The 11,288-nt window shown below is 49.8% G+C and carries 18 protein-coding genes and 1 tRNA gene; 17 read left to right on the top strand and 2 right to left on the bottom strand.

From position 1 onward, the window contains the following. The first annotated feature begins 204 nt into the window (after window positions 1–204). Window positions 205–408 carry a hypothetical protein gene (locus VMJ32_12830; GenBank protein ID HTQ39906.1) on the top strand — a complete coding sequence of 68 codons (204 nt, stop codon included), beginning with the start codon at window positions 205–207 and terminating at the stop codon, window positions 406–408. After that, window positions 408–563, top strand: coding sequence for a hypothetical protein (locus VMJ32_12835; GenBank protein HTQ39907.1), 156 nt, complete (start codon window positions 408–410; stop codon window positions 561–563). Before VMJ32_12830 ends, VMJ32_12835 begins: the two co-directional genes overlap by 1 nt. 304 nt (window positions 564–867) lie before the next feature. On the opposite strand, the gene VMJ32_12840 is transcribed toward VMJ32_12835, so the two are convergent. Further along, window positions 868–1,464: a recombinase family protein gene (locus VMJ32_12840; protein HTQ39908.1), complete on the bottom strand. Its 597-nt coding sequence runs from the start codon at window positions 1,462–1,464 to the stop codon at window positions 868–870. A 161-nt stretch (window positions 1,465–1,625) separates the two neighbouring features. On the opposite strand from VMJ32_12840, the gene VMJ32_12845 reads away from it, so the two are divergent. From VMJ32_12845 to VMJ32_12910, 14 genes are all read left to right on the top strand, one after another. Continuing rightward, window positions 1,626–2,000 carry a hypothetical protein gene (locus tag VMJ32_12845; protein ID HTQ39909.1) on the top strand — a complete coding sequence of 125 codons (375 nt, stop codon included), beginning with the start codon at window positions 1,626–1,628 and terminating at the stop codon, window positions 1,998–2,000. A gap of 681 nt (window positions 2,001–2,681) precedes the next feature. Beyond that, window positions 2,682–2,969: a hypothetical protein gene (locus VMJ32_12850; GenBank protein HTQ39910.1), complete on the top strand. Its 288-nt coding sequence runs from the start codon at window positions 2,682–2,684 to the stop codon at window positions 2,967–2,969. A 93-nt stretch (window positions 2,970–3,062) separates the two neighbouring features. Continuing rightward, window positions 3,063–4,784 (top strand): phage/plasmid primase, P4 family, encoded by a 1,722-nt coding sequence (locus VMJ32_12855; protein HTQ39911.1) that lies wholly within the window; start codon window positions 3,063–3,065, stop codon window positions 4,782–4,784. Further along, entirely contained in the window at window positions 4,777–5,427 is a 651-nt protein-coding gene (locus VMJ32_12860; GenBank protein ID HTQ39912.1) for a hypothetical protein, read from the top strand. Before VMJ32_12855 ends, VMJ32_12860 begins: the two co-directional genes overlap by 8 nt. Then, complete coding sequence (locus tag VMJ32_12865) at window positions 5,412–5,942, top strand: hypothetical protein (GenBank protein HTQ39913.1); 531 nt, start codon at window positions 5,412–5,414, stop codon at window positions 5,940–5,942. The genes VMJ32_12860 and VMJ32_12865 overlap by 16 nt, the downstream gene beginning before the upstream one ends. A gap of 40 nt (window positions 5,943–5,982) precedes the next feature. Further along, window positions 5,983–6,198, top strand: coding sequence for a hypothetical protein (locus VMJ32_12870; protein HTQ39914.1), 216 nt, complete (start codon window positions 5,983–5,985; stop codon window positions 6,196–6,198). A 300-nt stretch (window positions 6,199–6,498) separates the two neighbouring features. Next, window positions 6,499–6,927: a hypothetical protein gene (locus tag VMJ32_12875; protein ID HTQ39915.1), complete on the top strand. Its 429-nt coding sequence runs from the start codon at window positions 6,499–6,501 to the stop codon at window positions 6,925–6,927. 65 nt (window positions 6,928–6,992) lie between these two features. Beyond that, window positions 6,993–7,271: a hypothetical protein gene (locus VMJ32_12880; protein ID HTQ39916.1), complete on the top strand. Its 279-nt coding sequence runs from the start codon at window positions 6,993–6,995 to the stop codon at window positions 7,269–7,271. Between the two features lie 47 nt (window positions 7,272–7,318). Next, complete coding sequence (locus VMJ32_12885; GenBank protein HTQ39917.1) at window positions 7,319–7,603, top strand: hypothetical protein; 285 nt, start codon at window positions 7,319–7,321, stop codon at window positions 7,601–7,603. Window positions 7,604–7,614: 11 nt separating this feature from the next. Further along, on the top strand, window positions 7,615–8,352 hold the full coding sequence (locus VMJ32_12890) for a hypothetical protein (protein ID HTQ39918.1): 738 nt from the start codon (window positions 7,615–7,617) through the stop codon (window positions 8,350–8,352). A 184-nt stretch (window positions 8,353–8,536) separates the two neighbouring features. Beyond that, window positions 8,537–8,971, top strand: a complete 435-nt coding sequence (locus VMJ32_12895; GenBank protein HTQ39919.1) for a hypothetical protein — start codon at window positions 8,537–8,539, stop codon at window positions 8,969–8,971. Then, complete coding sequence (locus VMJ32_12900) at window positions 8,968–9,192, top strand: hypothetical protein (protein ID HTQ39920.1); 225 nt, start codon at window positions 8,968–8,970, stop codon at window positions 9,190–9,192. The genes VMJ32_12895 and VMJ32_12900 overlap by 4 nt, the downstream gene beginning before the upstream one ends. A 16-nt stretch (window positions 9,193–9,208) precedes the next feature. Beyond that, window positions 9,209–9,439, top strand: a complete 231-nt coding sequence (locus VMJ32_12905; protein HTQ39921.1) for a hypothetical protein — start codon at window positions 9,209–9,211, stop codon at window positions 9,437–9,439. Between the two features lie 15 nt (window positions 9,440–9,454). Beyond that, the gene (locus tag VMJ32_12910) at window positions 9,455–9,931 is read left to right on the top strand and encodes a helix-turn-helix domain-containing protein (GenBank protein ID HTQ39922.1); all 477 of its coding nucleotides are present in this window, start codon (window positions 9,455–9,457) and stop codon (window positions 9,929–9,931) included. On the opposite strand, the gene VMJ32_12915 is transcribed toward VMJ32_12910, so the two are convergent. Next, window positions 9,885–10,907, bottom strand: coding sequence for a tyrosine-type recombinase/integrase (locus VMJ32_12915; protein HTQ39923.1), 1,023 nt, complete (start codon window positions 10,905–10,907; stop codon window positions 9,885–9,887). The genes VMJ32_12910 and VMJ32_12915 overlap by 47 nt on opposite strands. Window positions 10,908–11,021: 114 nt before the next feature. On the opposite strand from VMJ32_12915, the gene VMJ32_12920 reads away from it, so the two are divergent. Further along, a tRNA-His gene (locus tag VMJ32_12920) sits at window positions 11,022–11,095 on the top strand. Window positions 11,096–11,288: the final 193 nt, after the last annotated feature.

The following is an 11,288-nucleotide window of genomic DNA, read 5'->3' on the forward strand; positions in this document are numbered from 1 at the left end:
CGACAACCGCAAGTAGGCCGAAATAATCCGATTGCTTTGGTGCTCTGCTATACATGGTTGATTGCTCCTATACTTGTTATTTAGCACGTACAGGCTAACTAGCAAGCGTTCTTTAGCAATTACTGGCGAATTCGCAAGTATTTTCGGATTACCGGCCGTTACAATCGCTACTTGCTAACTAACAACTACGGGGTATAGTTGGGTATGAGCGTAAGCGACGATTTGCGAACGATTGCCAACAAAGCCCTACAGCGGGGCGATTACACGGTTTATTCACTGGCGAAAGCCAGCGAAGTAGAGCAATCGGTTTTGCACCGCTGGATAGCGGGAACCGATCTAGCCGTTAAGACACTTCACAAGGTTGCGAAGCCGTTGGGCTATGATGTTATTTTGCGAAAGCAATCCTAATGAGCGACGATTTAGAAGATGATGTCATAACTAACATCATCGTAAACACGCCGGAAGATGATGCCGCCTACGCTGGCCCCGGCAAATGGTTGCTAGTTTCTGGCGTTGTGGTCGCTGTTGCCGTGGCTTTGTTCGCCATTCTGAAAGCCCGATAGCAGTTGAACGCATCTAAGCGGCGGCCAACAGAGAATAATTTGCCCGCAAATTTTTTCAGAATCTTGCTTGCTTGTTGCGGGCTTTCATGCGGCGGGCTTCAATTGACCGGACCCGGTGCCGAGTCAACCTAGATGGAAAATTGCATTTCAGGCCGAACAAAGAGCCGGGCCACCTGCGGATAAAAACGATTGTGTTGCCGAGTTTGAAATAACCCTATCCCCTAGTTATCGCCGCTGGTTGCTTGCCAGTTGCACGTTAAGAGCTAACGTACTGAACATCGCAGAGATTGATTGCGTGCAATCGTCAGCTAGACAGAATGTCATACACTGTCGGCCGACTTACTTGGCAAGTGCGGGCGATTGCTGCGATGGATTCGCCCGCGTGATGTAGCTTGCGGATGGCTCTTGCTTTGGCCAGCACAGACTTATTACGATGGCCAGCTTTGCGACCGCCCCAAGATTTGCCGGCTGCTAATGCAGCAGAAATACCAGCGGTTTGCCGCTCGCGTCTAACCTCAGTTTCGTATGCAGCTACGCCCGTTAAGATGGTAGCGGTCAATCGTCCCTCTTTAGTCAACAAATCGAACGATTCTTTAATGCTTGTCAGCGTTACCTTGCGACGGATCAACTCATCATACAATTGAGCAAGCCCGCTAACAGTTCTGCCAAGGCGGTCTACCCGCCAAACAATAATCCGATCAATCTTGCCGGCCAACACGTCGGCCCATAGTCGATTCCATTCGGGCCGATCCATGTTAGTGCCAGTTGCCTTATCGACATACCAAACAGCATCAACGTCGTAAGCATCGACGTACCGCCTCAAATCAGCATCTTGGCTACGGGTGTTTTGGCTATGGCTGGACACCCGGACGTACACGGCGGTTTTCTTGTCGGTTTGCATGATTGATTCTCCTATCTCAATAATGCTTCACAGCGTCAGAATGTCAAATTTAGAGTAGACAATTGATTAGACTATCTTTTGCAGTAAAACACTGGCAAAAGTGCCACGATTTACAACCGAAACGGCCGGGAACACCAAATTTTACACAATCGAGTTTCACCATGAATCAATACGAACCCGGCCAACGATGTTTCGAGCTACAAGGGGCCGATGGCCGGCGGTTTGTCGGCTATGGGCCGGCGGGTGACAGTCTGCCGTGGCAGCGGTTGCTGTATCACCCGAACCATACCCGCATCGGACGGTCACTACGGCTATGGTTTGCGACAGCGAAGCCCGTGGCATTGACGGGTACGATGCCATCAATCGCCGTAACCACGTCGGAAGCCACGGCGGTGGTTCGCATCCGACAGCGGATGTTGACAGCAGCGGGTATCGAGCTTCTACAGCCTGATAAGCACAGATACCCCGCACGCAATCCTAATCAGGCACGCGGTAAGAACGGCCGTTACATTCGTCGTTTGCCAGACGGCAGCTAATGCAAGCTGTGGGCATTTTACGACACACAACCGTGACCGATGGTCAAGCAACCGCGAGGTTGCGTTTCTCCGCGATTGAACACTATCGAAATCGCCGAGTCAGCAAGCCTGATAACCGAAATTTCTTCAGCCGGGCGGCCGGCCGGTTCAGGGGTGTCACGACTTGTCACGGCTTATAAACAACTTTTCTCTATACCTAAAATATCTCCCCTAGGGGAGAACTTTTTTTCTCTTAGAAAAGTCTATTGGAAGCCGTGACAAGTCGTGACAGCAACCCCAGCCTACCCTCTGCACCGGCCGGCGGGAAAAAATTTGTAAGCCTGTTGGACCATGCAACAGGCTTCCCTGAGCTTTCTCCTTTTTATGCAAAAACGCCTTTGCAGCCGGCAAAACAGCCCCATGTTTTTTGCGTGAAGTCTATTACCATCGGTAATAGAATCGGTGCAAACTCGAAAAAATAATTTGAAAATCGTTCGAGAATTCCTGATAAAAACGCTCGATTTGGACCCATCTACTGTTGTACCGAGAAAGGGTTCACACTCACAAAATAAATCCACAACTTTCCACGATTTCCTGAAAAAAAGTCCGTTTTTGGACCGTTCTACTCTTGTACCCGAGAAGTGTCATCCGTCAGTCCATCGTGCTCCGCATTCGCGGTCGCACTCCGTAATGAGGTTCGCCATGCTAGTTCAATTCCTGAATGAAAAGTTTGTTGTCGCCGATGGCCAGAGTACGCCGTACCGCGAATTTGTCGAAGCCTTCCATCGCTACTTATTCGACAACGGCGTATGCCCGACCGAATGGCCCGAAAAGAAAATCAAGGCGGCACTTCAAGCCGAAAAGTTTGTTATCGGAACTGGTCCCGAAGGATTGCTCATTGTTGGCAATCTTCTCAATCCCCGAACCAGCAAAAAGCGTTGGGTCAAACATCCGAGCGATAAGTACCGACTAACGCTTGATCGAAAATAACCGGTTGCGGCCCGGTGGGGTGTTTTCACCTGCACTCCATCGGGCATTTCTTTCTCAGGTGGAATCGAAAGCAGGTGATATTCAGGTGAACGAATGATCGAAAATTTTTGTAGGGAATTAGAAATCGAATTCTCTGGCAAGCGTGCTTGTGTATCGTGGGCGAAAGCCCAACAGCTTGCGAAGAAATTGAATCAGGATAACCGTGAACTACCCGGTGAGGCCATCTTCAATAATGAGCCTGTCATATTGGAGAAATTGTCGGCGGATGGCAAACAGGGCATACGCTTTCGCATTGATGGCCGATTTTGGCAGGACGGTAAACCAAGGGCCATCGACGGTTGGGTTCCGCATGATAAATATCGAAGTATTGATCTGTGGGTGCCTGCTCCTGAGACCACCACCCTGGAGGCAATCAATAATCCGACCTTCCTGGCTCGCAGTGCCATCAACAAAGTATTTAGCCGTCCCTTGATAATTGAAGGCGTGGCCGATAAATCAATCTGCACGCTGCTATTTGCTCAAGAGACATTCTACCGGCACGATGGCCGTTGCTGGGTGCCAACACCGGACCATGAAATGTTCCAGACGCTCTGGGAACATGTTGAACTAGCGTTTCTCGAATATAAGAAGAAACACAACTGTGGTGATTCTCCGCTGACACGGATTAGTACCGGCCTTGTAAACGACGCAATGCACAGTTTGCGTGTTGCGGTTAAGACAAAAAAGAAACCCGGTCAATGGCTTGATAATAGAAAGGATGATCCCAGCCATTATCTCGTCTGCGAAAATGGCATAATCGACTTGTCCAAAGATGAATCTAGGTTCTACCCGCACGATATAAATTTCTTTGCAACATCCATGTTGCCGTGGAGCTTTGACCCGAATGCTCCTAAGCCTGCCCGCTGGTTGCAATGTTTAGATGAGTGGTGGCCCAACAATCCTGAGTGCCACAAACTCTTGCAAGAGTTTCTTGGATATAGCCTCACGACACCGTGGCTACACGTGTTCTTTGTACTCTGCGGTGCCAAACGTGGCGGCAAAGGCGTCATTGCCCGCGTACTTCAAGATATTATTGGACCTGGCAACTATGCCGCTTTAACGCTGCATCGACTGGGCGATAAAAATGCGTTGGAATCGGGCATCAATAAGCGGTTGCTCTTTTTCCCTGAAACGAATTGGGGCCAGTTTGGTCCCGAAGCCCGCGAAATCCTAGCGGCAATTTCTGGACGTGATGCCGTGGAAGTAACCGCAAAATATAAAACGGCACTTACGACTGATAATTGGGGCGTGTGCGTAATAACCTCCAATTCAATTCCGCATTTTCAAGATGTCAGCGGCAAATTGGAATCGCGGATGATCTTGTTGCGGTTCATCGAATCGTTTGCCGAGAAACCCGACCCACACTTAAACGAAACACTCAAGAAAGAACTACCTGGAATCATTCGGTGGGCCATCGACGGTTGGAAGCGTGTGCAACAGACAGCAAAGTTCACGCGGCCCGATTTGTGTCAAGAAATTGTGCAATTGGTGGTTGACGATAGTAATCCAATTCAAGAGTGGGCCGCTGAGAATTGTACTGTTGCCCCGAATGCTAAAGGCGACAAAGCGGAATTGTACGATAGCTACCGACGATGGTGCGAAGTACGGTCGTTAGACGTTCCCCGTCGTCAAACATTCTGCACGGAGTTGCTCGACGCTTTTCCAAAATTGCGGCCGGGCCAAATGCGAATTCCCAACGAGAAAGTAATGCGAATCTTCAAGGGCATCGCTCTTAAATCTGAATCGCCCATAACTAAGGAACAATCCCATGCTTGACTATCATGCTGAAGTAAAACAAATATCTGAGCGGGTATTGCCGCACGCCCGTAAACTGGTCGGTCGTGGATATGCCATACGGCATCAAGATGGTAACTGGACAGGGCGGTATGCAAAATCCTTTACAAAATCCTATCTTCAAAACCATTGCGGTATAACGGGCCAATGGGAATTGATGGTTGCGTTCAGTGAAATGAATGAATGCCCGCAAACACTCTGGCTTCTGAATGCTGCAAAACGTCCATTGGTTCTACCGACCGAAAATGACGTTGCGAAGATTAAAGCAGAGCATTCGCCGTGGCTGAATGATGCGTGGTTCCACGAAGTCGTGGAATGTTGCGAGTACCTACATCATTGCGAACAAACGTCACGGTGCAACGCGGGTAGTTATGGCCTAAAGCACTGTGTTGAAGAACGTGCCTATGCACTGGGCATTTGGCCGGGTTATGTCGGTTCAGATTCGTTCACAATAGCGGCCATGTTTTGCGGTTTCGATTGGAAACGGAATGGGTCGGATTCATGGGTATCGGTCAGGGGAAAAACCTTGCCCGATTTGAATTGCCCCCGACACCCGGACCTTATCACAAAGGAAACGAATAAACCCATTTCAATTTATGGAGTGCCACAATGTTTACAGGACTAAAACGTCAATTCGCTATTGGGTTAGGCAGGGGTATGGCAAATGCGGTCAGTCCGCCCCCAACTCTTACTGCCGTAATTGGAAACCCCGGCTCTGGCAAATCGTGTTACGCCCTGAATTTGAACGGACAAACCCGCCATTCGCTTTTAATAGACACGCACAATGCCAAGGATACTTTGGTTGAACGGCTTCAACAAATAAAATCCCGCTTCAACAGTGAAATTTGGTGGCGGCGGGGCGAAGATTGTTCGCTACGATCTGTTTTTGAGTATCTCGAAAACCATTGCATGGCCAATCATGTAATCTTGGATGCACTGTGGAGTTTTGGTGCCGGCGAACGAATTCCTTCATTGCTCCGCCGACTAAAAGCGTTCGGTGAAAAGGTGGGCGTCTCGTTTGTAGTTGTCCATGATCGGGATTCTAAGGCCATTCGCCGCTACTGTGATACTGTGGTTGATCTTCGCAAGCATTCATTCAATTTTCCAAAATGGACCATGAAAAATGAACAGCATACCTGACAACGGACCCCAGCAAGCGACACCATACCAAATTTGGGAAGTGCTTTCGCTTGTGTTGTCCCCGGAACGTGCCGGGGAATGCCTTGACTACGCCATCGCTGAAAAATCCAAAACAGATTTGGAACGTGACTTTATTGCAGAGCTACGCGGACTGGCAGCGTGGTTAGAAACCGAAAGTTATTACCTTGAACCGTCGTTGAAGTACCCGAGCCAAGCGGCGGCCCAACTTATTCAAGCAACGGTGCCGAAAAACTAAACCATACCTTGTTGGCAGTTTCGTACTTGTTCCTGCCAACACTCCGGCGGCGGCCTGCGATTTCCTCTCGCCCGGCCGCCGTTTTCAAAATCATCCTGCCGGCAACTTATGCCCTGCCGGCCGGCGGCCCTTGTGTCCGGTTCCGCAAGGGTCGCCATTAAATCAACTGAGGTTCCCCATGCGTCCATTCAGAATCTTCAAACTCGCCCGCGATGCCTGCGGTTATAACTTGCAAGTCCACCTTCCATCCGCACGTTTGCAATGCCAGTTCTTGTACGAAAATTTTATTTCCGGCTGCGGATGGTCACTGGCACTTGCACCGATGGCCGCAACCTTGCTTGGCATCCTCAAAGCATTCCATCTTTTTTAATCTTCCTTGTTTGCTGGCGGCCGGCATTAACCTTTTGTCCGGGGCCAACCAGCCGCCAGCATTTTTCCAACGGTGACAACGTGACACTACTTCAAGAATTTATCGCCGCGAATCCCGGCCTTGATCCGGTTACAAATTTTTCATTGTTCCATGATAAGTATTGTCAACTATGTCGGCGACGTGCGGCCCCTCAACCTACGCCCGCCGATCTCAAACTCGAATTGAGTTTCACGCCGGGAAGTAATTGCACGTTAGACGATAACGCCCGATTGCCGTGGCTCTTTGATCGTACTGGCGACAGCCGTAAAGATGTTGACCGAGACGGCAAGCTCATCATCGGCGAACCCAAGAATTCCTAAGCAGCACAATTGATCGGTAGCTGCTTCCAATACCGGTCATCCATTTCAGTAGAGGTTTAATTCCAATGAGTAATTCTGTTGCCGTCGATAAACTGTTGACGGTTTTTCCCGAACACCCCGAACAATTGCAAGGCGACAATGCCACGTGGTACCTGATTTTGCAGTTGCTCAATTCTGACCAAACCGGTTCGGATGGCAGTACCAATGTTTTTGAGGAAATTTTCAATCGTCTTGCTACGGTTGCTCCCCGCAATCATTACGTGGTCCGGCAGTTCGCCGAATTCTGTTCACAATACGAAAAGAAATTCTCGTCTCACGTTCCGTCCGCAAACTTTTCATCCTGAGTCAGCTTGGCGGGGGAGAATCAATCTAACCAATAGGAAACCATACCATGCCCGATGACAAACCAGTATTCACACCGTTTGAGCTTCAAGAAAAATTGAACGCTCAAGCGGAGAAGCACGCGGCCGATGTTGCCGCAATGAAAGATCGACAAGCCCAAGAGTTAGCCGCCGCCCAGGATAAAATTGATGAATTGAGTCAGATTGCTAATTCCGTGCGATTGGCGAACGGCAAGGTGGACTACAAAAAACTCTTGGAGCGGCCAGAAGATTACATGGCACTCAGGTCAAGCCGAGCGGGCCGCCGGTTACTTAACTTGAAGCCAAATAACTGAGGTAAATAAATATGGAAACGGAAACAGAAAAGAAAAGTCTGCCCGAAATTCTCGGCCACGAAATTGACGATGCCACGCAAAAAAATTTGAACTCCTACTTTGCCGAGGTTAGGCGTAGAGAGGAATCGAAAGCCAAGCGTTTGGCGGAACAAGAATTCGCTGAGCGTTCTGTTAAGGCGAATGAAGCTCTTGCGAATGCAGAGAAACTAGCCCAAGAACGGGAAGCCCTCGCCAACGAAAAAGATTCGTTGACCAAATTGGTTGCCGAATTAGAGGGAAAGCATTCTGAGGCCAACAAGGAAATTGAAACCTTACGCAAGACGGTTAAAGACGAAAGAACGGCCTTGCAACGCTTCGTAGATTCGTCACGCATTCAAAATGAAGCAGCTAACGCAGCCGAGTGGAGCAACCCAGCGGCGGCAGAATGGTTTCAGTCCAAGTGTTCGATTGACGGTGAAAATGTTGTCGTGACATTGGGCGACGAAAGCCTACCCGTCGATACAGCGGTTGCTAAGTTGCGTGCTGACCAACAATTTTGGCCGCTATTTAAGGCCGACAAAAATGGTGGTACTGGCAGCCACAACGGTTTCGACGGTCAAAGTACAGGCGGTTTGATCGGCCGCAATCACAAGATCGACCCACGCCAAGCAATCGCGTCTAAAGAGGCGACTGAAACTTGGATGAACGAGAGAAAAAAAGCCCGGGCGGGTGATAAATTGGCTGCTGCTCGCATTGGTTACAACAAATAATGTCGGCTATTGATACTCAACGCCGACACTTTTCAGCCGGTGACGGTGCCGGTCGGCTGAGGCGGTGTGCGATGCCGCTCGTCGGACACCATTTTCAAACCATGTTCTGCGTCTGGCGGCGGTTTACAACAACCAATGTCTCGGTATCGGCCGTCGCCAGACGTTTTTCTAACGGTGAATGATTATGCAGTACAAGAGTAATGACGAAGCAACGCAAAACGCATTGATCGAATTGGCATCGAACGCCGATGACCCGGCGGCCATCGGCCATGAATTGAATGTTGCCAGAGCACTTCTCAATCAGTGCCTTGCTGAGGGTCGCACTGGGCGGCCCGATGCGATTGCATTGCTGAGTGTGCTAACTCGAATGGCGAAAGAGTTTGATAGGCAAGCTCTAAGAGCACAGTATCTCTTACCCATTCCCGCTGTTGAAAGATTATTTCGTGAAGTGGAAGAATGTTTGGTACTTCAATTTCAAGACGTTCCCGGTTGGCAGGAGCGGAGCCTAAAAGCATATCACTTATTTCAGCAACGTCTTGCTGAGGGAATTAGTAATCCCGCCGAAATGAAGCAGGCTAAACGCCTGTGCGATTTAAGAAATAATGGCGGTTCAAAATGACCTACACAACAGAACAGCTATCGCAGATTCGACAACTACAGAACGCCATCAATACGTTTGAACGTGCGAAATTAGAAATCCACCCCGACAATCGCAGTGAATATGACCGGCTACTGGCCAATCTGAGGCGGCAGTTGAAGGAACTGCAAACCGGTATGAGCATTATTTACGAAGGGGGCGGTGCGGAGAGTTTTAGAATTACTTTGTCGCCCCAGGGCTGATTTATGAGGAGCTATCATGTACCAAACAATAAAACATGAGCCATACACGGCAGCACAGTCGGCCCGCGTGTGTCAACTCATCCGCTATGAGAAAATTAAAGAGCGGAAAAGACTTATCCGTATCGCACGGGCAGTGTTTAGCAACTCTCCCCGGTTACAAGAGTTCATAAAACGGATGGCCGACAACAGCGTTGAAGCCGGTGGGCTGCCCCAGCAATCTCCCGATACGCAACTGCCCCAGCAGTAAGCTAGACTTTTCATCATGGGGGATTTCCGCCACTATCTGAAATCGCAAATTGCCAAGCTCGCGGCGTTGGAAAACCGTGGCCGTGGTTTGACTGACAATGACGTGATATTGCCGCTGCTGGCAAAAACCTTCAATGAGCAAACCAAGATTTTCAATCAGATACGGGCTAGAGCGTTGACGGATGGCTATCCGCAGATTGCGAGAATGATCGACGCAATACCTGAAACGGAACCAATCAAACGGCAACACGAAGCGGTTTCAGGGTGCTTGGCATTGGTTACACCGCCTAGTGAATCTGAAGCCAGTACGCCGTTGACCGTGGCACAGGCCGCCAAGCAAATGAACATTTCTCAACGCAAGGTGTACGATTTGTGCAAAAAGGGTTTGTTGCGTCATACAACAAACCCTATTCGCATTCGACCGGCCGATATTGAAGCCTTCCAAGCTAGGCAGCGTGACCCTTCTCCGGTGGCTTTGCGTCATTTGCGTTGACAAACTTTTCAAGTTGTTCCCGCAACTCGTCACGCTTCAAGTTAAGGTGACTATAAACGTCCATAATCATTTTTAGCGAACGGTGGCCCATAACTTCAGCAAGCTTAATCGGGTCCATTCCGGCCAGTAGCATATCGGTGCAAAACGTGTGGCGGATGGCGTAAGGGTACAATGGCACTTTCAGTTTCTTGGCAAATTTTCGGCAAGCGTGGCCCATAGCGGGGTGCGTCCACGGCCTGCCCTTTTGGTTTCGGAATATCGTCCCCGTAGGATGCTCTGCCGCTAGCCGCTGAACAATTTCAAAGGCTTTGGCCGTCAACGGTATCACGCGGCGATATCGTTTCCCTTTGCTTTTCTTGGCAGCGAATACGATATGCTTGCCGTCGATGTTCGATGCTTCAATCTGTCGCAATTCAAACGGCCGGCAGCCGGTTTGACGTAGGAAAAGAATCGCGTCCTGAAACGGACCCGGTTTCATGCTTTCGATGATCGTCTGCCATTGTTCCGGTGTTATGTATACTTCGCGGGGCTGGGGCCGTGGTTGCTTGCATTTCGCTACAGGCGAATAGGGTATGTAGCCCTCATCAACAGCGTGCTTGAACGCTCTTTTCACCGATCCGACAGCACCATACTTGAACGTATCCCCGCCCTTTACTGTCGATAGCCATTGGGTTACGTGGTAAGGCCGCAAATCGGCAACGCGAATTTGCTTGCCAATGAAATCGACAAACGATTGAAGGTGTTCTTTGTAAAACTTGTACGTCCGGGGTGCTCGATTTGCTTTACACCATTCAAGGAATTGGTCGATTACGGCAGCGGCCGTGCCTTCCGGTGTCGGCTCTTGATGCCCGGCCAGCAATTCGTGATACTTTGCAAGGGCGGCGGCCTTGTTCCTGCCCAGGTTTATCTGCTTACCTTTGAATTGCAGATAGTACGACTGTGTTTGGGTGCGAAAAAATGGTTTCGGAATTCTCATTGCGTTTCCCCTGTGCAAATGTAGATCGTGCTCGAAACTCTGCACGAATCTCTGCATTTGCGAGGAAATCGCCCGTGACGCTTCCGACGTAAACCCTTATACTGTCGGTATATGGTGGCTATAGCTCAGTTGGTTAGAGCACCAGATTGTGGATCTGGGGGTCACGGGTTCGAGTCCCGTTAGCCACCCTGTACATAACATTTAGCCGAAACGCAACTTACGTTACCTGTCGATGTTCGACAGTGCGGCCCGAAACGATCCGAGAAGCCGGTAGACTACCGGAATCGGACCCCTTGGGAGAACCGCACCATGTCGAAGCCCGCCCCAGTACGCATTCCTTCGTATCGTCGCCACAAACCCACTGAGCAAGCCGTCGTCACT

The sequence above is a fragment of the Pirellulales bacterium genome (assembly GCA_035499655.1).
Lineage (GTDB): Bacteria > Planctomycetota > Planctomycetia > Pirellulales > JADZDJ01 > DATJYL01.